17 protein-coding genes are annotated in these 19,325 nt (G+C 71.3%); 9 read left to right on the top strand and 8 right to left on the bottom strand.

The annotated features are described in order from the left end of the window. The first annotated feature begins 23 nt into the window (after nt 1-23). From VKQ35_RS12390 to VKQ35_RS12380, 3 genes are all read left to right on the top strand, one after another. Complete coding sequence (locus VKQ35_RS12390) at nt 24-686, top strand: DUF4145 domain-containing protein (protein ID WP_324362009.1); 663 nt, start codon at nt 24-26, stop codon at nt 684-686. A gap of 62 nt (nt 687-748) precedes the next feature. Next, a complete protein-coding gene (locus tag VKQ35_RS12385; protein WP_324362008.1) occupies nt 749-3,577 on the top strand; it encodes an ATP-dependent DNA helicase in 2,829 nt (942 codons plus the stop codon). 18 nt (nt 3,578-3,595) lie between these two features. Then, entirely contained in the window at nt 3,596-3,895 is a 300-nt protein-coding gene (locus VKQ35_RS12380) for a GIY-YIG nuclease family protein (protein ID WP_324362007.1), read from the top strand. 67 nt (nt 3,896-3,962) lie between these two features. Here VKQ35_RS12380 and VKQ35_RS12375 read toward each other — a convergent pair whose 3' ends face one another. The 7 genes from VKQ35_RS12375 to VKQ35_RS12345 form a co-directional block, all read right to left on the bottom strand. Then, nucleotides 3,963-4,385 (bottom strand): SRPBCC domain-containing protein, encoded by a 423-nt coding sequence (locus VKQ35_RS12375; protein ID WP_324362004.1) that lies wholly within the window; start codon nt 4,383-4,385, stop codon nt 3,963-3,965. Beyond that, complete coding sequence (locus VKQ35_RS12370) at nt 4,378-4,692, bottom strand: metalloregulator ArsR/SmtB family transcription factor (RefSeq protein ID WP_324362002.1); 315 nt, start codon at nt 4,690-4,692, stop codon at nt 4,378-4,380. Before VKQ35_RS12370 ends, VKQ35_RS12375 begins: the two co-directional genes overlap by 8 nt. 9 nt (nt 4,693-4,701) lie before the next feature. Continuing rightward, a complete protein-coding gene (locus VKQ35_RS12365; RefSeq protein ID WP_324362000.1) occupies nt 4,702-4,935 on the bottom strand; it encodes a hypothetical protein in 234 nt (77 codons plus the stop codon). A gap of 39 nt (nt 4,936-4,974) precedes the next feature. Further along, on the bottom strand, nt 4,975-5,946 hold the full coding sequence (locus tag VKQ35_RS12360) for a Coq4 family protein (RefSeq protein WP_324361998.1): 972 nt from the start codon (nt 5,944-5,946) through the stop codon (nt 4,975-4,977). Nucleotides 5,947-5,997: 51 nt separating this feature from the next. Then, nucleotides 5,998-6,975 carry a prephenate/arogenate dehydrogenase family protein gene (locus VKQ35_RS12355; protein WP_324361996.1) on the bottom strand — a complete coding sequence of 326 codons (978 nt, stop codon included), beginning with the start codon at nt 6,973-6,975 and terminating at the stop codon, nt 5,998-6,000. After that, the gene (locus VKQ35_RS12350) at nt 6,972-8,141 is read right to left on the bottom strand and encodes a histidinol-phosphate transaminase (RefSeq protein ID WP_324361994.1); all 1,170 of its coding nucleotides are present in this window, start codon (nt 8,139-8,141) and stop codon (nt 6,972-6,974) included. Before VKQ35_RS12350 ends, VKQ35_RS12355 begins: the two co-directional genes overlap by 4 nt. A 114-nt stretch (nt 8,142-8,255) precedes the next feature. Then, nucleotides 8,256-9,482 (bottom strand): L,D-transpeptidase family protein, encoded by a 1,227-nt coding sequence (locus VKQ35_RS12345; protein WP_324361992.1) that lies wholly within the window; start codon nt 9,480-9,482, stop codon nt 8,256-8,258. A gap of 238 nt (nt 9,483-9,720) precedes the next feature. Here VKQ35_RS12345 and VKQ35_RS12340 point away from each other — a divergent pair, with 238 nt between their 5' ends. From VKQ35_RS12340 to VKQ35_RS12325, 4 genes are all read left to right on the top strand, one after another. After that, a complete protein-coding gene (locus VKQ35_RS12340; RefSeq protein WP_324361990.1) occupies nt 9,721-10,830 on the top strand; it encodes a PEPxxWA-CTERM sorting domain-containing protein in 1,110 nt (369 codons plus the stop codon). A gap of 125 nt (nt 10,831-10,955) precedes the next feature. Continuing rightward, complete coding sequence (locus VKQ35_RS12335; protein ID WP_324361988.1) at nt 10,956-15,341, top strand: autotransporter domain-containing protein; 4,386 nt, start codon at nt 10,956-10,958, stop codon at nt 15,339-15,341. Nucleotides 15,342-15,392: 51 nt separating this feature from the next. Next, nucleotides 15,393-15,578 (top strand): hypothetical protein, encoded by a 186-nt coding sequence (locus VKQ35_RS12330; RefSeq protein ID WP_324361986.1) that lies wholly within the window; start codon nt 15,393-15,395, stop codon nt 15,576-15,578. Between the two features lie 110 nt (nt 15,579-15,688). After that, nucleotides 15,689-16,579, top strand: coding sequence for a helix-turn-helix transcriptional regulator (locus VKQ35_RS12325; protein WP_324361984.1), 891 nt, complete (start codon nt 15,689-15,691; stop codon nt 16,577-16,579). A gap of 13 nt (nt 16,580-16,592) precedes the next feature. Here the strand turns inward: VKQ35_RS12325 and VKQ35_RS12320 are convergent, their stop codons facing one another. Beyond that, a complete protein-coding gene (locus tag VKQ35_RS12320; protein WP_324361982.1) occupies nt 16,593-17,387 on the bottom strand; it encodes a chorismate mutase in 795 nt (264 codons plus the stop codon). Nucleotides 17,388-17,588: 201 nt separating this feature from the next. Here VKQ35_RS12320 and VKQ35_RS12315 point away from each other — a divergent pair, with 201 nt between their 5' ends. Both VKQ35_RS12315 and VKQ35_RS12310 read left to right on the top strand, forming a co-directional pair. Next, on the top strand, nt 17,589-18,791 hold the full coding sequence (locus tag VKQ35_RS12315; RefSeq protein WP_324361980.1) for a molybdopterin-dependent oxidoreductase: 1,203 nt from the start codon (nt 17,589-17,591) through the stop codon (nt 18,789-18,791). Beyond that, nucleotides 18,788-19,132, top strand: coding sequence for a cytochrome c (locus VKQ35_RS12310; protein ID WP_324361977.1), 345 nt, complete (start codon nt 18,788-18,790; stop codon nt 19,130-19,132). Before VKQ35_RS12315 ends, VKQ35_RS12310 begins: the two co-directional genes overlap by 4 nt. Nucleotides 19,133-19,325: the final 193 nt, after the last annotated feature.

The raw sequence follows: 19,325 nt of genomic DNA, 5'->3' as shown, positions 1-19,325 counted from the left end.
ATTTACTAGGAAGGTTCGAAGTCATGGCGTCGTTGATTCTGGAATGCCCCCATTGCGGCGCCGAGCAGATCGGGTTCGCTATCGTGTACGAGTGCGGTGCTCGTCCAGTCAGGTTAGACTATTCTTTTATGGAAATGATGATTTGCAGCGGTTGTGAGCAGGCTGTTGTTGGAATATTTGACGGCAGTGTTGGGTCGGCGAAAAACAATTCTCCGAATAAATGCCAAGGTGATCCCCGTACTCACGGATGGAAGCTCTATACCACCTACCCTGTCCCGACACGGCGAGACGTCCCTCAGTTCATTCCCGATCCGCTCGCAGCGTTCTTTAGGCAGGCGGCGGAATCTTGCCGACGGGGCCACTACGATGCCTCTGGCGCGATGAGTCGGAAGGTCGTGGACGTTGCAACGAAGAAACTCTTGGGCGGCGATCTCGCTAAGAATGAAACAGTCTACAAGAGAATAGAATACCTTTCCGAAAAAGGTCGCCTGACTAGTGATCTGAAAGACTGGGCTCATCATGTCCGCCTGGAGGGAAATGATGCGGTGCATGATGAGGCGCAGTTCACTCGTGATGAGGCCGAGGAATTGTTGAGTTTTGTCGAGTTATTTCTGACATACATATATTCAATGCCCGGACAACTCGCGGCAGCTCGGGCAAAGCGCGATCAAACTACGCCGAGCTGAAGCAGTACACGGCCCCTAAGTTCCCATTCCGTTCCCACCCGACTCCGCGCTAAAACACCCGGGTGACTCTCACCCCCGCCACCCTCGATCTCGCGCCCGCGCTGGTGGTGCTCCCAGGCCCTCGCGCGGCGGTGGCGGACGCCACCGGGCCGCAGGCGCTGCGGACGCCGGATGCGCGGGATCTGTTCGAGCAGTGGCCGGTGCTGACAGCGCATGCGGCGATGACGGCGCGGCGGCTGGGGGTTCCGGTGCCGCCGCGGTCGAACCGGGTGTTCGACGCGCTGGAGCTCTATGCGTTCGTGCGGCCGGGACGGTTCTGTGCGCCGTCGGCGGCGGGGTTGGCGCAGGCCTTGGGGCTGGCGGAGCCGAAGGGGGCTCCGGCGCAGGCGGTGGCTCTTAGGGCTGTGTGCGGGCTGCTGCTGGCGGAGTTGGCGGCGGCGCCGGAGCCCTCGCGGGAAGAGGCGCTGGCGGTGGCCGAGACGCTGGCGCGGGGCGGCTGGCCCTGGGGCCCGGCGGTGGTGGGCGCGCTGCGCTCGGCGCCGGTGGGGAACATGTTCAGGACGTCGGGGCTCGACGTCTGGTCGCGGCTCTCCGAATGGGAGGGCGAGGCGCCGCCGGGGGAGGCGGGGAGCAAGCCGGTGGCGCCGGAGGCGGCGGCGGCGCGGCTGGTGGAGCTGCTGGCGCGCTCGGGGCTGGATGAGGCGAGGCCGGCGCAGGCGGACTATGCGGCGGAGGCGGCGTTCGCGTTCTCGCCGCGCGAGCGGGAGGGGGAGCCGCGGATGATGCTGGCCGAGGCCGGCACGGGGATCGGCAAGACGCTGGCCTATCTGGCGCCGGCGTCGCTGTGGGCCGAGGCCAACGGGCCGGCGGTGTGGATCTCGACCTATACGCGGGCGCTGCAGCGGCAGATCGAGCGGGAAAGCCATTCGGTCTATCCGGACCCGAAGGTGCGGGCGAAGAAGGCGGTCGTGCGCAAGGGGCGCGAGAACTACCTGTGCCTGCTGAATTTCCAGGAGGCGGTGAACGCGGCGCAGCTGGGCGGCGGCGACCTTGTGGGGATGGCGCTGGCGGCGCGGTGGGCGCGGGCGTCGCGCGACGGGGACATGACCGGCGGGGATTTCCCGGCCTGGCTGCCGACGCTGTTTTCGGTCGCGCCGGCGGCGCAGGCCTCGCCCGCCAATCTGGTGGACCGGCGGGGCGAGTGCATCCACGCCGGCTGCCAGCACTATCGGACCTGCTTCGTGGAGAAGGCGATCCGGGGCTCCAGGCGCGCCGACATCGTGATCGCCAACCACGCCCTGGTGCTGAGCCAGGCGGCGTTCGACGGGGCGCGGGCGGCGCGCGGGTCGAAGGGCGACGCGGAGACGACGCAGCTGAAGCGCATCGTGTTCGACGAGGGCCACCACCTGTTCGACGCGGCGGACTCGGCGTTTTCGGCGGCGATCTCCGGGGCGGAGGCGGCGGAGCTTAGGCGCTGGATCCGCGGGCCGGAGGGGCGCGGGCGGCGCGGGCGGGGCCTGGAAGCGCGGCTGATGGAGGTGCTGGGCGACCACGAGGAGGCGCAGGGCGCGCTGATCGCGGCGACCCAGGCGGCGAGCGCGCTGCCGGGCGAGGGGTGGTCGGGGCGGATCGCGCCGCCGAACGGGGAGGTGAACCCGCTGGGGCCGGTGGAGCACTTCCTGGTGGCGGTGATGGAGCAGCTGCGGGCGCGGGCCACGCCGAGCGAGGTGGGGATGGAGTGCGCGGCGCGGCCGGCGCTCGACCTGGTGCGGACGACGGCGCGGACGGCGGCCGAGGCGCTGGCGAAGATCGAGGCGCCCTTGGTGGCGCTGGCCAGGCAGCTGGAGGAGGTGCTGGACGACGAGGCAGCGACGCTGACGACCGCCGACCGGGCGCGGATCGAAGGGGCTCTCAGGGGCATCGACCGGCGGGCGCGGATGGCGCTGCCGGCCTGGCGCTCGATGCTGCGGGCCATCGACGAGGACGCCGAGGACGACCCGGACTTCGTCGACTGGTTCGACGCGACCTTCATGTTCGGCCGCGTGGTGGACGCGGCGTGCCGCCGGCACTGGGTCGACCCGACCGAGCCCTTGACCAACGCGGTGATCGCCCCGGCGCACGGGGTGCTGGTGACGTCTGCGACGCTGGCGGACCCGACGCTGGAGGACCCGTTCGCGCTGGCGGAGATGCGGACCGGCGCGGCGCGGCTGCCGGAGCGGCCCAAGACGTTGAAGCTCGCCTCGCCGTTCGACTATGCGAACCAGGCGCGCTGTTTCGTGGTCACCGACGTCGGCAAGGACGATCCACGCCAGGTGGCCGCGGCCATGCGCGAGCTGTTCCTGGCGGCGGGCGGCGGCGGGCTTGGGCTGTTCACGGCGATCCGGCGGCTGCGCGCGGTGCACGAGAAGATCGCCGCGCCCTTGGCCGACAAGGGAATCGCGCTCTACGCCCAGCACGTGGACGGCGAGGTGGGCTCGCTGGTCGACATCTTCCGGGCGGAGGAGGACGCGTGCCTGCTCGGCACCGACGCGGTGCGGGACGGGGTGGACGTGCCGGGGCGGTCGCTGCGGCTTTTGGTGTTCGACCGGGTGCCGTGGGCGCGGCCCGACATCCTGCACAAGGCCCGGCGGATGCGGTTCGGCGGCAAGGGCTATGACGACGCCGTCGCCCGCGGGCGGATCGCCCAGGCGTTCGGGCGGCTGATTAGGCGGGCGGACGACAAGGGGGTGTTCGTGATGCTGGACGCGTCATCGCCGACGCGGCTTTTCTCGGGGTTGCCCGAGGGGGTGGAGCTGCAGCGGGTGGGGCTGGTGGAGGCGATCGAGGGGGTTCAGGAATTTCTCACGACCCCCAACTCCGCTCATCCCGGCGAAAGCCGGGACCCAAGCTGAGGCTCCGGAGAGGGCTCGGTGAGCTTCTACGTCTACATCGTCGCCAGCGCGCCCTACGGGACGCTCTACATCGGACAGACGAGCGACCTGCCGCGCCGCATCTTCGAGCACCGTGAGAAGGCCGTGCCGGGCTTCACGGCCAAATACGGTTGCACGCGGCTGGTCTGGTTCGAGAGCTTCGAGCTGCGCGAGAACGCCTTCCGCCGCGAGCGGCAGATGAAGGAGTGGAAGCGGACATGGAAGATCGAACTGATCGAGGCGACGAACCCGCGGTGGGACGATCTCTATGAGGACCTGAACAACCTGCTCGGGTTCTGAGAGTCGGCTTGGGTCCCGGCTTTCGCCGGGATGAGCGGAGTTTGGGGTTGGGATGAGCGGATGGAAATCAACCCAGGGCCGTCTCCAGCCAGCCCAGGATCATGCCCCAGCCTTCCTTCGAGCGGTCGGCCCATTCGGCGGGGACGTCGCTGTGGGTGAGGCGGAGCTCGCAGCCGCCGGCGGCGGTGGGGGTGAAGTCCAGGGTGACCGTGGTGAAGTCCGGGTTGAACTGGGGGACGCCGAAGGTGAAGGCGAGGCGCTTGGGGCGGTCGATCTCCAGGTACTCGCCGGTGTGCAGCACGTCACCCATGTCGGGGCGGCGGTCGACGAAGGTGAAGGCGCCGCCGACGCGCGGGTCGGTCTCGGCGCGGATCATCTCGCCGGTCGGGGTGGCGAACAGGAAGCGCCGCGCGATGGCCGGGTCGAGCCAGGCGTCGAACACCCGCTCCGGCGCGGCGGCGTAGGTATGGGTGATGCTGTACTCAGCCATCGGCTTTCTCCTGCAGGATCCTGTCGAGCTCGGCCAGGCGCCAGCGCCACAGCGCCCGCTGGTCGTCGATCCACCGGGCGGCCTCGTCCAGGCCGCCGGGGTTGAGGGTCAGGATGTGCTCGCGGCCCTCGATCCGGCGGCGGACGAGCGCGGCGCGCTCCAGCATGCGGATGTGCTTGGAGACCGAGTTCAGCGAGATGGCGAAGGGCGCCGCGATCTCCGTCACCCGCGCCTCGCCGTCCGCCAGCCGGGCGAGGATCGCGCGGCGGGTGGGGTCGGCGAGCGCGGTGAGCGTGGCGTCGAGCATTATTCATACTTAGGGGTGAATATGTAGATGTGCAAGATCGAATGAACCGCCAAGAACGCCAAGTTCGCCGAGGAGGAACACGAAGACCACGAAGGCCACGAAGACCACAAAGGCCACGAAGACCACGAAGAGGGCGAAGCCCGGTCCAAAAGGCCTGGATGGGAAGATCGCCTGCGGCGCCTTCGTGATCTTCGTGTCCTTCGTGGTCTTCGTGTCGAAGCCCGACCCACCTTCTTGGCGCACTTGGCGTCTTGGCGGTTTCGAGGATCCCGCCCGCCGCGCCTACGCCGCCACCGACAGCTGTTCGAAGAGGTCGGCGGGGAAGGGGGAGACGTAGGGGGTGACGCCGAGCTGGGCGCGGACCTCGGCCAACGGCTTGTCCCAGACGCTCGGCCAGTTGACCGGCAGCAGCGGCGGGGTGCGGCGGCCGTGGGTCCAGGCGCTGAGGATGGTGGGGAGCATGATCGCCCCGCCCTCCGGCCGCTCGAAGGCGACGCGGGTGAGCGCCATGGCCAGGAACATCGAGGAATAGTGGTGGCCGAACTGGCCGAGCTGGAAGCCGGAGATGGCGACCTCGTGCAGCGCGGTGGTGCGGTAGCCGCCGACGAGGTGCCACAGGTCGTGGCACTGCAGGATGCGGGCGTTCAGGTAGTCCAGCGGCGGCGGCAGTTTGTCGAGGCCGAGCGCCTGGCGGTCGAGGACCTCCAGGTCGAAGCCGTTGTCGACGATGAGCGCGTGGAATTCGCCGCCCAGGCTGTCGGCCGGACAGCGTGACAGGGCTTCAAGCGTGAAGGGCTTGGGATAGCCCTGGGCCACGGCGGCGGGGACGCCGGGATAGCAGAGCGCGGCCTTGCCGACCCGGGCCTCGACGCCCTTGGAGATCAGGCCGGCGAGCGCGGCGGTCTTGGTGGTGAGGTTGACGGCCTCCAGGCCGGCGCGGGGTTCCTGCAGCAGCTCCCAGAGCCCGCGCCAGAAGGCGGCCGGGATCGGCTCGGGCTTCGCCGCGGCGTCGGTGGGCACGGGCTTGGCCCCGACCGGCTCGCCGAGATAGCCCTGGGCCACCGCGTCGTAGATGCCGGGCAGCTGTTCCGGCGCGGCCACGGCGCCGTGGATCCACAGCGCGGCCAGCGCCTTGAGGTCGGCGGCCTGGTGTTTCGCCTTCAGGCGGGCGCCGAGTGCGCGGCCGGCGTCGTCGTCGTCCGCCCCGGCCTGGGCCAGGGCTTCGAAACCGGCGCGTTCCTGGTCGTCGCTCATGGCCCGATCTTCTCGCGTGGGTTGAGGCCCACGTCGATACGAGACCCGAAACTATTGCGACTTTGTGTCTGGAGTTTCCGTTGTGCGAACATCGCGCCCGAAGTTGGGGGCGGCGCTTTCCTGGCCGGCGGCGATGATGCCGCGGCGAATCTCGCGGGTGCGCGAGAACTGGTCGAACAGCTTGTCGCCCTCGCCCCAGCGGATGGCGCGGCTCATGGCCTGCAGGTCCTCGGTGAAGCGGCCCAGCACTTCCAAGACCGCGTCCTTGTTGGTCAGGAACACGTCGCGCCACATGGTGGGGTCGGACGCGGCGATGCGGGTGAAGTCGCGGAAACCGCCGGCGGAATATTTCATCACCTCGCCGCGGGTCACGCCCTCCAGGTCGGCGGCGGCGCCGACGATGGTGTAGGCGATCAGGTGGGGGAGGTGGCTGGTGACGGCCAGCACCAGGTCGTGGTGGGCGGCGTCCATCAGCTCGACGTTGGCGCCCAGCGCCGTCCAGAAGTCGGTGAGCCGCTCGACAGCCACCTGGTAGGGCGTGTCGTCCGCGGCCTGATAGGGCGCCTGGACCTGGGCCTGCGGCGTCAGGATGGTCCAGCGGTTCTGGAACAGCTCGGCGAAGCCGGCGTCGGGGCCCGACTGCTCGGTGCCGGCGATCGGGTGGCCGGGAATCACCAGGGCGTCGGGGAGGGCGGCGATGAGGGCGGCGGCGATCGCGGCCTTCACCGAGCCGACGTCGGTGACCGTGACGCCCGCAGCGATGCCCGGCGCCGCGGCGCGGGCGGCCTCGCCCATGGCCATCGGCGGTACGGCGAAGACCACCAGGTCGGCGCCGCGGCAGGCGTCGGCGGCGCTGTCGGCGACCCTGTCGGCGTAGCCCAGCGCGACGATGCGGGCGCGGGCGGCTTCTGAGGCGTCGAACACCGCGACCTCACCCACGGCGCCGGCGGCGCGCGCGGCGCGGATCATCGACGAGCCGATCAGGCCGCAGCCGATCACCGCCATCTTCTGGTAGATCGGCGGGCTCATGTCGCGGGCGTCGGCATGGCTTCTCGGGGGGCCATGAAGTCGGCGAGCGCGTCGACTAGCGCGCGGTTGTGCGCCTCCAGGCCGATGGTGATGCGCAGGTGGTCGGGCAGGCCGTAGAGGCCCACGCCGCGCACCAAGAGGCCCCGCGTGGCCAGGAACGCCTCGGCCTCGGCGGCGGTGCGGCCGGGGATCTGCGGGAAGCCGACCAGGACGAAGTTGGCCGCCGAGCCGCCGACCACCTCAAGGCCCAGGCCGCCCAGCTGCTGGGTCAGCCACGGCCGCCAGGTCGCGGTGAGCTCCAGGGTGGCGTCCTGGAAGTCGGTGTCGGCGAGCGCCGCGACCGCGGCGCGCTGGGCGGCGATCGAGGTGTTGAACGGCAGGCGGATGCGGTCGACGGCCTGGGCGATCTCCAGCGGCGCATAGCCCCAGCCGATGCGCAGCGCGGCGAGGCCATGCAGCTTGGAGAAGGTGTGGGTGACCACGACGTTGGTCGACGCGCGGGCGAGCTCCAGGCCGTCGTCGAAGGCCGGGTCGGCGCAGAACTCGCCATAGGCGCCGTCGAGCACCAGCACGACCGAGGGCGGCAGGGCCTCGTGCAGGCGGCGGACCTCGGAGAACGGGATCCAGGTGCCGGTGGGGTTGCCCGGGTTGGCCAGGAAGACCAGGCGCGTGCGGTCGTCGACGCAGTTCAGCAGCTCGTCGACGTCGATGCGGTAGCCGGGTTCCGGCGCGCGGCGCACCTCGCCCTGGCAGGCATAGGCGCCGATGGCGAAGGCCGCGAAGCCGTACTGGCCCTGGACCATGTTGTCGCCGGGCTCGAGGAAGGTCTGGTTGAGGAGCTGGAACACCTCGTCCGAGCCGCAACCGAAGATCAGCCGCTCGGGTTCGAGCTTGTAGCGCTCGGCGACCGCGGCGCGGATGATGCTGGCGCGGGGGTCGGGATAGACGTGCAGGCTCCGCTCGGCGCTGGCGAAGGCTTCGTGCGCCTTGCCGCTGGAGCCCAGCGGGTTCTCGTTGGCCGACAGCTTCACGGGCTCGGCGAACCCCTCGGCCTTGGCCTTGCCCGGCTGATAGGCGTGGATGTCCAGGATCCCCGGCTTCGGGAGCGGCCTGGCCGCCTTGGAGCGGTCGAGACCGGAGTCGAGGGTTGGGGCGTCATCGGACATTGGACTGCTTGCGGACTTTTAGGACAGGCGGAGCCTTGCGGCGGAGGCTGTGCCTCTTACACGCCCGACGCCCGCAGGTCCAAGGGCGGGCTCGGCCGGGCGCGGCGGAAGACCCTACGCCTTCGCGCCGGCGCCCTGATCCATCAGCCGCAGCAGCGCCGCGTCCCAGCCGTAGACGTCCGGCAGGACGGCGATGCGCCCGCCGCTCGGCACGGCGGTGAGGTAGAGCAGGCGCACCGCGACGGGCGCGTGCAGCTTCACCGTCGTGGTCTGCTGGGTGGCGACGGTGTCGGCGACCCGCTGCGGCGACCAGCCGGGCTCCTGCGCCAGCAACAGGTTCGCCAGGTCCATGGCGCGTTCGAGCCGCACGCAGCCGTGGCTGACCGCGCGGCCGGCCTTGTCGAAGGCGGCCTTCGACGGGGTGTCGTGCAGGTAGACGGAATAGGGGTTGGCGAAGTCGAACTTCACCAGGCCCAGCGCGCTCTCCGGCCCCGGGTTCTGCACCAGGCCGCCGGTCTCGCTGGCGACGAAGCCGTGGGCGGCCAGATAGTCCTCTCCCTTGGGCATGAGTTCGGCGGCGGCGATATTGGCCGGCACGTTCCAGGGCGGGTTCAGCACGATGCTGTCGATCTTCGAGGTCAGCATCGGCGTCTCGTCGCCCGGCTTGCCGGAGGCCGTGCGCATGGTGAGCTTAGCCTGACCGTCGACCACATAGATCAGGGTCGCCGAGGCGATGTTGACGTCCACCCGGGTGGCGGGCTCCTCGCGCGGCAGCCAGCGCAGCCGCTCGAGGTTGGCGCGGAGCAGGGCCGGGGTCACGGCGCCGGCCTGCGCCGCGGCGGGCTGGGTCGCCTGGGGCTGGGTCGCCTGGGGGTGGGCGAGGATGGCGGCGTAGGCCTGCTGCAGGTCGTGGTAGATCGGGCTGGGCGGCGGCTGCGCGTCGAGCCAGGCGCGGAACTGGCGTCGGGCGAGCGCCGCATCCAGTTCGGCGGCCGCGTCATAGGGCGCGGGCGCCTCGCCCCAGGCGGCCGGCCGCGCGCGGGCCGGAAGGCTCAGCCCATGCTGGGCGCGGGCGTATTCGATCACGCCCTCCCGCAGCAGCGCGCTGGCGGCGGGGTCGCGGCGCGCCTCGGCGGCGTGGATCTCGCCGATGTGGAAGGAGCCGGGCGCGAAGCCCTGCTGGGGCGCGCGGTCGAGGACCTGCGTCGCATAGACCGCGTCCTCGCGGGCCAGGCGGACCGCGGCGCTGTGCGGCGCGCAGGCGCTCAGCGCCAGGACCGCCGAGGCGGCCAGGATGGCGGAAAGAAGGGGCGAATGGGCGGGGGCACGCGTGGCGGTCATGCCTCGGCAACGCCTGCCGAAGCGGTTTGGTTTACCGGCGCAGCCGGCGACGGCTCAGGCCACGGCCACGGCCGCGCGGCGGCGGCGGCGACCGGGATGGCCCGTAGCGGCCGCATTCAACTCGCTGCAACTTCATCACGGTCGATGCGACTGATGCGCCGTTCTCCCCATCCCTAGGTTCGCGACTCGAAGCCTTCGCCGCCATTCCGGCCGGCGGTCGAGATGCGAGATGAGAACCATGTTCAAGAGTTATGCGGCCCTGGGCGGGACGCTTGTCCTGGCGCTGGGCGCCGTGGCCGGGAACGCCGGCGCCACCTCCTACAAGATGATCGACCTTGGCGCGCTGCCGGGCGGCATCGACAGCACCGCCAAGGGGATCAACGACCTGGGGCAGGTGGTCGGCTTTTCCGACACCACCGGCAGCATTCTGGGGCACGCCTTCCTCTATAGCGGCGGCGCGATGACCGACCTTGGCACTTTGGGCGGCGACGGCAGCGGGGCCACGGGGATCAACAAGCTGGGCCAGATTTCGGGCTTTTCGGACACCAGCGGCGGCGCGCAGCACGCCTTCCTCTACAGCGGCGGCGTCATGAACGACATCGGCACGCTGGGCGGCGCCGGGAGCTTCGGCACGGGGATCAACAACAGCGGTCAGGTCGTGGGCTATTCGAACACCAGCGACGGCCAGCAGCACGCCTTCGTCTACAGCGGCGGCGTGATGAGCGACCTTGGCACGCTCGGCGGCACGATCAGCGAGGCCGACGGCATCAACGCCTCCGGGCAGGTCGTGGGGTCGTCCTATTTCGCCGGCAACAACACCGAGCACGCGTTCATCTACAGCGGCGGCGTGATGCACGATCTCGGAACCTTGGGGTCCGGGAACAGCTTTGGCGCCGCCATCAACGACGCCGGACAGGTCGCCGGCAGTTACCTGGCGAACGCCCACGAGCACGCGTTCTTCTATGACGGCGCCAATACGGTCGACATCGGCACGCTGGGCGGGACCTTCGCCACGGCCTACGGCGTCAACGATGCGGGCCAGGTCTTCGGCTATTCCGACATCGCCGGCGACACGGCCTGGCATGCGTTCATCTGGAGCGCCGGGTCCGGGATGACCGACCTGGGCACCCTGGGCGGCAGCGTCTCCTGGGGCTACGGCGTCAACAATCTCGGAGAGGGCGTCGGCGAGTCCCTCTACACGGGCGGCGGCGGCTATGGGCACGCATTCATGACCGAAATCAGCGGGGGCGTGCCTGAGCCGGCCGCCTGGGCGACGATGCTGCTGGGCTTCGGCGGCGTCGGCGCGATGCTGCGCTCACGCCGCAGGTTCGCACGCCCGGCAGCCTGACCGGCGGATTTCCCGCAACAACCCCGCTGGCCGGCGCCGACAAGCGCCATCCCTCTCCATCCCTGGCGAAGTCCGGGTCCGCGTGGACCCGGGGCAGCCCCACCTGACTCCGCCGGAACCTGAACATGACCCCTAAAGCCGACAGCCGCCTGCGCGGACGCCGCCTCCTTGCCCTGTTCGGCTCGACGGCCCTGGCCGTCGCCGGCCTGGCGGCGGGCTCGGCGCGGGCCAGCGACATCTGGAACGGCACGGGCTCGAACGACTGGTTCACCGCCGGCAACTGGACCCCCAACGCGGTCCCCATCGCGACGGACAATGTCTCCATCGGCGTGATCCTGCCCAACCCCACGACGATCAACGCCGCCGGCGCGGTGGCCTTCAACCTCGGGGTCGGAGACGCCACCGGGGGGAACAACGGCGCGCTCACCATCAGCGGCGCCGGCGGGCTCGCGGTGAGCCAGAACAGCTACGTCGGCCGGGACGCGGGCACGACCGGCGTGGTGACCGTGACCGGCGCGGGCGCCAGCTGGAACACGACGGCCGGGGTCTACATCGGCGACGTCGGCGCCGGCCACGTCTCGCTGCTCGCCGGCGGCCACATCACCAACGCCGGCGCGACGATCGGCGACTTCGCCGGATCGGTCGGCGTGCTCACGATCGACGGCGCGGGATCGCTTTGGGCGAGCACCGGAAACGTCAACGTCGGCGCCGCCGGTCAGGGCACGCTCACGATCACCAACGGCGGTCAGATGACCGCCGACCAGACCTACGCCGGCGGCTCGACGACGGGCGTGATCACCGTCGACGGCGCGGGCTCCCACCTCACCGACAACACGATCCTTCAGATCGGCAACGCCGGCGTCGGCGGCGCGCTCAACATCACCAACGGCGGCGCCGTCACCACGACCAACGGGTCGATCGGCGGGGGCGGCTTCGCCGGACAGGCCAGTGTTACGGGCGCGGGCTCGGTGTTCACGGTCAACAACACCCTTTCGGTTGGCGCCGGCGGCGTGCTGACGATCTCCAACGGCGGCGCGGTGTCGTCCGCCACCAACGGCACGGCCGTCAACGGCAACGGCGTGATCAACATCGGCGCCGCGGCGGGATCGGCGCCCGGCGCGCCCGGCGCCTACACCGCCGTCACCCTGTTCCTGGGCGCGGCGGCCAGCACCATCGTCTTCAACGACACCTCGGCCGGCTACGCTTTCGCCGCCCCGCTCCAGGGCAGCGGCAAGGTCGATCAGGAGGCCGGCGTCACCCACCTGACCGGCAGTTCGCAGTTCTTCGCGGGCTCGGCCGTGGTCAAGGGTGGGACGCTGTTCGTGGACAACACCTTCGGCGGGACGATCGCGGTGGCGTCGGGCGGGACGCTGGGCGGCAATTCCTCGTCCTTTGTGCTGGGCGCGGTCACCGTGGCCAGCGGCGGAACCCTGCTCGGCGTCCAGGGCGCCACCTTCAACCCGACGAGCTCGCTGACGCTCGCCAGCGGCTCGGTGCTCAATGTGACCCTGGGCGCGCCCGGCAGCGTCACGCCGCTGTTCGCGGTGGGAACCAACCTCACCCTCGACGGGACCCTGAACATCGCCAATGCGGCCGGGTTCGGACCCGGGCTCTACCGGCTGATCAACTACGGCGGCGCGTTGACCGACAACACGCTGGATATCGGGACGACGCCCGGCGGCACGACCGCCGCCCAGTTCGCCGTCCAGACCGGCACGGCGCACCAGATCAATCTGCTCTATTCGGGCGCGGCCCCACCGCCGCCGCCGCCGCCGCCGCCCCCGCCGCCGGGTCCGCCCGCGCCGCCGGCCCCTGTGGGGCCCTTCAGCTTCTGGAACGTCGGCGGCTCGGCGGCAGGCGTGGCGACCACCGGCGGCACGGGCGTCTGGACCGCAACGTCCAGCACCTTCGCCAATCTCGCCGGCACCGCCAACGCCTCGCTCACCGCCACGCCGGGCTTTCCGATCTTCGGCGGCGTCGCGGGGGTGGTGACCGTCGATCTCAGCGCCGGGCCGGTGCAGGTCAGCGGGCTGCAGTTCGCGACGTCGAACTATCTGATCACCGGCGGCGCCATCCGATTGAACGCGGGGCTGAACACCTTCCGGGTCGGCGACGGCACCGCCGCCGGCGCGGGCTTTGTCGGCTCGATCGCGTCCAGCCTGACCGGGGCCGGCGGCCTGGACAAGAACGACCTGGGGACCCTGATCCTGTCGGGCGTCAACAGCTACACCGGCGAGACGCGGGTCTCGGCCGGGGTGCTGGTGCTGGCCGACGCCGGCTCGATCGCCGCCTCCAGCGGCCTGACCGACAATGCGGTGTTCGACATCTCCGGCGCGGCCCAAGGCGCGGCCGTCGCCAGCCTGGCGGGCACGGGCGCGGCGGTGCTCGGATCGCAGACGCTGACCCTCACCGCGGCGAGCGGCGACTTCAGCGGCGCGATCGGCGGGGCCGGCGGCCTGTCGGTGACCGGCGGCGCGCAGGTGCTGTCCGGCGCCAACGGCTTCACCGGCGGCGTATCGATCGGGCCGGGCGCCAGCCTGGCGCTCGGCAATGGGGGCGCCGCCGGCGCCGTCATCGGGCCGGTGACCGACAATGGCGTCCTGATCCTCGATCGGTCGGACGCCGTCACGGTCGCCAACGTCATCTCCGGTTCCGGCCATGTAGCCCAGACGGGGTCGGGGATGACGACGCTCGCAGGGCCGAACAGCTACTCCGGGGGCACCACCATCTCGGCCGGCGGGCTCGCCGGATCGGCGGCGAGCTTCGGGTCCGGGGCGATCCTGGACAACGCCGCCCTGACCATCGTCCAGGCGACCGACGCGGTCATGGCCAACCGGCTGGACGGGACCGGGGTCTTCACCAAGGCGGGCTTGGGCGGGCTCAGCCTGACCGGCGGCGGCGGGCTCACCGGCGGGATCACGCTGGCCGCCGGGCGGCTGTCGATCGACAGCGACTTCAGCCACACCCCGGTGACGGTCAACGCCGGCGTCCTGGCAGGGACCGGCTCGGTCGGCGCGCTGACGATGAACGGCGGCGTTCTGCAGCCGGGCGACGCGCCCAGTTCGGGCGGCCAGGCGACGACACGCAGCAGCGCCAGCGGCGCCAGCGGCGTGCGGGCCGCCGCCGCCGCCGCTGCGCCGGGGCCCGGCGCCCTGACGGTGGTCGGCGACTACAGCCAGGCGGCCGGCGCGATCCTGCGCCTGCAGGTCAGCTCGACCAACGCCAGCCAGCTTGCCGTCACCGGCGTCGCGACGCTCGCGCCTGGCGCCATCCTGCAACTCACCCCGGTGGGCAGCGGCCCCTATACGATCGGCGCGCAGATGCTGGCGTTTTCCGCGGCCGGCGGCATGCAGGGACGTTTCACCCTCGACGTCGGCGGCCCCGTCTCGCCCTTCCTGGGCTTCACGGCGAGCTATCAGGGCAACGATGTCTACCTGAGCCTCTCGAAGCTGCGGCCGTTCGCAGCCGCCGGCGCCACCTTCAACCAGCGCGCCGCCGCCGCCGGCGCCGACAGCCTGACCGTGACCCAGCCGGTGATGGTCGCGCTGGCCGGGCTTACGTCCGACGCCGCCGCGCAAGGCGCCTTCGACCAGCTGTCCGGCGAGGCGCGCGCCTCGGCGGTGACCAGCGCGTTCGAGGACAGCCGCTTCCTGCGCGACGCCGTTGCCGACCGCATGGGCGAGGGCGTCTCGCGGACCGGCTCCGCCTGGGCCCGGGCGATCGGCGCCTGGGGAAGCACCGGCTCGGACGGCGACGCGGCGCGGCTTTCGCGCTCGTCCGCCGGCCTGATGTTCGGCGCCGATCGGGCGCTTGGCGACACCTGGCGCGCCGGGCTGATCGGCGGCTACGTCCGCACCCAGGAGCGGGTGGCGGCCCGGTCGTCCTCGGTCACCGCCGAGGGCCTGTCGCTGGGCGGCTACATCGGCGGGCGGTTCGAACGGCTGACCCTGTCGGCGGGCCTCGCCCAGACCTGGAGCTCGCTGGACATGAGCCGCACGGTCGCCTTCCCGGGGTTCGCCGGCCACGTCACCGGCGGCCCGGGCCTGGACGCGACCCAGCTGTTCGGCGAGGCGGCCTATGGCCTGAACCTGCCGCGGCAGGACGCGCAGCTGGTCGGCGACCTGGCCTTGGTCAACCTCCACGCCCGGTCCGGCCAGGAGGATGGCGGCGCGGCGGCGCTCACGGTCCAGGGCAAGGACCAGGCGATCGCGTTCGCGACGCTGGGCTTAAGGGACAGCGTGCGGCTGAACGCCCAGGGCCTGACCGCCGAGGCGACGGTCGCCTGGCGCCACGCGCAGGGGGACGTCACGCCGTCGTCGACCCAAGGCTTCGCCGGCGGGTCCGACTTCACCGTGCACGGCGCGCCGATCGCCCGCGACGCCCTGATGCTCAAGGCGGCGCTGGGCGGTGAGATCGCGCCGCGCCTGGCCGTGCAGCTCGGCTACGCCGGCCAGGTCTCCCGCCGCGCCCAGGATCAGGATGTCAAACTCAATGTCAGCCTGCGGTTCTGAGCCCATGCCGCGCTCACGCCGCAGGGGGCCGGACCGTCAGGAGGCCACGCCGTGACCGAGCCGCCGCGCTTCGCCCTTCGCCGCGACAACCGGGGATGGACCGTGTTCGACCTGGCGACCGGACTGCCGGCGACGATCGTGGCGATCCCGCAGACCGGCCTGATGGAGACCGACGCCGTGGAGATCGCCCGGCAATTCAACGGGCGCACTGCCGACAGCGCACCGGGAAAGGCCTAGCGCGTGCCGCAGGGGCTACGCATTCTTAACGCGAACGGGGGGCTAGATTGACCTCCCCGCTTGGACCTCGACGCCTCTTCGCCGTCCCGGCCGCTTCGGATGAAGGCCGCATGTCCACGATCGGGTTCTCCGACAAGCTTCGCCTGGTGCTCAAGCTTCTGTCGATGAGCGCAGCCCAGCTCGCCTCCGAACTGGAGACCGACAAGTCGGTGGTCAGCCGGTGGCTGAACGGCAGCGTCCAGCCGTCGGCGCACAATCTCACGCGGCTGTCGGCCCTGGTGGCCACCCGCGTCGAGGGCTTCCGGACGCTGGATTGGGAGCGCGACCCCGAGGGCCTGGCGCAGATGTTCGGGGTCGACCCCGACGCCATTCCAGCCATCCGGTCGTCACGGCCCGGCGCCGGCGCCCTGCCGATCGCCATCTGGGATCAGATGCTGAACACCGCCGCCTTCCGTGGGCAGGCCTATGAAGGCTTCTTCAGGTCCACCCGGCCGCATCCGATGAGCCCGGGCCGCTATTGCCACGAGTACGGCATGATCCGCCGCGACGAGATCGGGCTGCTGCGCCTGCGGATGGGCAACGCCAACGTCATCGTCGACGGCTGGATGATCCCGCTGCACGGCCAGCTCTACAGCATCGCCGCCGACGTCCAGAGCGGCACCCTGGTGTTCGGCATCTTCAATGGGGTCGGCGCCTCGCAGGTCGATGTCTTCGACGGCCTGACCCTGATCCCGGGCTTCGACAAGGGCCGCTCGCCCACCGCCACCGGGATGATCTGCGAGCGCATCGGGAATCTGAGCGGCGACCGGGAAGCCGACGACCGCCGGTTCGAGGACCTCGCCAAGCAGGGCCCGCTGGCGCCCGAGGGCTCGATCCCCGAGCACATCCAGGCGCATCTGGCCCGTGACTTCGGGCCAAGCCACGTGGCCGACGGCGGGGACTGGCTGCTCAACATGGCGCTCAGCCGGTCGATGACCCGCGGACCGGCGTTCGAGGACTAGACGTCCAGCGGGCCTAGACGTCCAGCGGCTGGGGCGCGGCGCCGATGACGCCGGAGAGCTTGCCGGGCGCGCGGGCGAGGCGCGGGTCGTCGGCCTGGTAGTAGCCGGAGAGCAGGAAGAGCTTCAGGCCGCCATGCTCGACCATCAGGGTGGCGGCGACGCCGTCGCGGGAGAGCGCGTCCTCGACCGCCTTGGCCGACTGGGCCGCGTCGGTGACCCAGAAGGTGTTGTCGGCGCCGGTGGGCTCGATCTCGACCTCGGCGACGGCGAGCGCCGAGAGCGGCCCCCAGGCGGCGAGGCAGGGAAGGGCCGCGAACACCTTGAGCTTAGGCTCGGCCAGGAGGCGGCCCCACCAGGCGCTGTCCGGGGTGAGCGCGCAGACCCCGACGCCGCCCAGGCTCCTGGCCTCGGCGATGGCGTCCTCCGGCTTGGCGACCTGGCGCAGGGCCGGCGCGACGCCGAAGCGCAGGCGGGCGACCTCGACGGCGCGGCCTGGATCCTTGCCGCCCCAGACGGCGATGTGGAAGGGGCCCTGGGTCGCCAGGCTGTCGCCGATCAGCTCGCGCCAGATACGCACGATCAGCCCCGGGCGGGCGCCATTGCGGGGCCCGGCCAGGAGCTTCTTCAAGAGCGCGGTCTCGCGCCCCGGGCGCAGGCCGAACTTGCCACCGTCGCCGGCCGCGGCCTTGGCGGCGGCCACGGCCTTGGCCAGCGACGCGCGCTCGACCACCAGGCGCAGCAGGTCGGCGTCGATGGCGTCGATCCGCTTGCGGACCTCGTCGAGCGATGGCGGTGCGTCGTCACTCATGGCCAGAGCCAAATTCTCCCCCAAACCGAAGGGTCGCGACCTAAGTCATTGCGGCTGGCCGCGCAATAGGGCCGCTCGCCGCAATAAAGTTGCAGCCGAAACCAGTGGCCCCGATCCGGCGCGTCCCGTTCGGCGGGGAGGGTGCATATCGCGTTCCGTGGGACCCGGCGCCAATGTCGAACCGTTGACGGAGGACCCGACATGGCGACCAACCTCGCGGACCGGCGAACGGTCCTGACCGGCGCCGCGGCCCTGCTGGCGGCGGGCGCCGCGCGGGCGCAGAGCGTGACCCTGCCGTTCGACAACGGCGAGCGGCCGATCAAGACCTATCCCGAGAAGCGCCCGATGCTGGTGCTGACCGAGCGGCCGCCACAGCTGGAGACGCCGTTCGAGGTGTTCGACCACGGCGCGTTCACGCCCAACGACGCCTTCTTCGTGCGCTACCACCTGGCTGGCACGCCGCCGCGCGGCCTGGATGCGGCGACGCACAGGGTGAAGGTGCTGGGTGCGGTGGAGAGGCCGCTGGACCTGAGCCTCGCCGACCTGCGGCGCGACTTCCCCGCCGTCGAGATCGCGGCGGTGAACGAGTGTTCCGGCAACGGGCGCGGCTTCTCCTCGCCACGGGTGGCGGGCGGCCAGCTCGGCGAAGGGATGATGGGCAATGCGCGCTGGCGCGGCGTGACGGTCAAGGCGCTGCTGGACCGCGCGGGCGTCAAGGCGGGCGCGCACGCGGTGGAGTTCAACGGCGCGGACAAGCCGCAGCTGGCCTCGGTGGCGGACTTCGTGAAGGGCCTTGGCGTCGACCATGCGCGGGGCGGCGAGGTGATGCTGGCCTATGAGATGAACGGCGCGCCGCTGCCGCTGTTGAACGGCTATCCGCTGCGGCTGATCGTGCCCGGCTACTACGGCACCTATTGGGTCAAGCACATCACCGACCTGACGGTGCTGGAGCAGGAGTCGCAGAGCTATTGGATGCAGAAGGCCTATCGCATCCCGGACAACGACTGCGCCTGCGTGCCGGCGGGGACGGCGCCGCCCGCCACCCGGCCGATCGGCAAGCTCAACGTGCGCAGCTTCATCACCAACCTGGCGGACGGCCAGAGCGCCAAGGCCTCGCCCAGGACCCTGGTGCGGGGCGTCGCCTTCGACGGCGGCTCGGGCATCGCCGGGGTGGAGCTGTCGACCGATGGCGGCAAGACCTGGACGCCGGCGAGTCTGGGTCAGGACCACGGCAAGTACTCTTTCCGCGAATGGTCGGCGCACGCGCCGCTGGCGGCGGGCGAGCATCAGTTGGTGGCCCGCGCGACCAGCAAGGCCGGCGACGTCCAGCCGCTGACCGCCAGCTGGAACCCCAGCGCCTATATGCGCAACGCCGCCGACCCGGTGCGGGTGATCGCGGCATGAGCCGGCTCGCGAAACCCCTGCTCGTGCTGCTCGCCGTCGCCGCGGCGGGCGGCGTCGCGGCCCGCGAGACGGCCAGGCCGCCGCCCACCTACGCCCCGCCGCCGGAGACCTCGAAGTTCGTCACAGCCCCCGGCGTGGAGACGGCCCAGAGGTACTGCCTGACCTGCCACTCGGCCGACTATGTCTCGACCCAGCCGCCGCATATGCCGGCCGCGTTCTGGCAGAACGAGGTCGCCAAGATGCGCAACGCCTATGGCGCGACGATCCCGGACGACGCCGCCAAGGCGATCGCCGACTACCTGGTCGCGACCTACACCGACCCCACGCGCGTCGGGCGGTAGCTCTTACCTCCCCCGCGCAGCGGCGGGAGGGGGACCGTCGGCCGAGCGCAGCGCAGAGCCGATGGTGGAGGGGGCGAACCTCGTGCTCGGCGGGTCGGACCGGCTGTTGTCAGCGCTGCGGATGGGGCTCGCCCCCTCCACCACCCGCTCTATGGCGGGCGGTCCCCCTCCCGCCATTGCCGCCGCAATGGGG

This window comes from Phenylobacterium sp. (genome assembly GCF_035309685.1).
Taxonomy (GTDB): Bacteria; Pseudomonadota; Alphaproteobacteria; order Caulobacterales; family Caulobacteraceae; genus Phenylobacterium.
Note: the sequence above shows the minus strand (reverse complement) of the source record. Positions and strands in the feature narration are given on the sequence as shown.

What these genes read in the sequence shown, in the direction of transcription:
- VKQ35_RS12325 (WP_324361984.1), top strand. Translation starts at nt 15,689, where the DNA reads ATGTCCACGATCGGGTTCTCCGACAAGCTTCGCCTGGTGCTCAAGCTT.
- VKQ35_RS12310 (WP_324361977.1), top strand. Translation starts at nt 18,788, where the DNA reads ATGAGCCGGCTCGCGAAACCCCTGCTCGTGCTGCTCGCCGTCGCCGCG.
- VKQ35_RS12335 (WP_324361988.1), top strand. Translation starts at nt 10,956, where the DNA reads ATGACCCCTAAAGCCGACAGCCGCCTGCGCGGACGCCGCCTCCTTGCC.
- VKQ35_RS12375 (WP_324362004.1), bottom strand. Translation starts at nt 4,385, where the DNA reads ATGGCTGAGTACAGCATCACCCATACCTACGCCGCCGCGCCGGAGCGG.
- VKQ35_RS12370 (WP_324362002.1), bottom strand. Translation starts at nt 4,692, where the DNA reads ATGCTCGACGCCACGCTCACCGCGCTCGCCGACCCCACCCGCCGCGCG.
- VKQ35_RS12360 (WP_324361998.1), bottom strand. Translation starts at nt 5,946, where the DNA reads ATGAGCGACGACCAGGAACGCGCCGGTTTCGAAGCCCTGGCCCAGGCC.
- VKQ35_RS12355 (WP_324361996.1), bottom strand. Translation starts at nt 6,975, where the DNA reads ATGAGCCCGCCGATCTACCAGAAGATGGCGGTGATCGGCTGCGGCCTG.
- VKQ35_RS12340 (WP_324361990.1), top strand. Translation starts at nt 9,721, where the DNA reads ATGTTCAAGAGTTATGCGGCCCTGGGCGGGACGCTTGTCCTGGCGCTG.
- VKQ35_RS12320 (WP_324361982.1), bottom strand. Translation starts at nt 17,387, where the DNA reads ATGAGTGACGACGCACCGCCATCGCTCGACGAGGTCCGCAAGCGGATC.
- VKQ35_RS12350 (WP_324361994.1), bottom strand. Translation starts at nt 8,141, where the DNA reads ATGTCCGATGACGCCCCAACCCTCGACTCCGGTCTCGACCGCTCCAAG.
- VKQ35_RS12315 (WP_324361980.1), top strand. Translation starts at nt 17,589, where the DNA reads ATGGCGACCAACCTCGCGGACCGGCGAACGGTCCTGACCGGCGCCGCG.
- VKQ35_RS12345 (WP_324361992.1), bottom strand. Translation starts at nt 9,482, where the DNA reads ATGACCGCCACGCGTGCCCCCGCCCATTCGCCCCTTCTTTCCGCCATC.
- VKQ35_RS12390 (WP_324362009.1), top strand. Translation starts at nt 24, where the DNA reads ATGGCGTCGTTGATTCTGGAATGCCCCCATTGCGGCGCCGAGCAGATC.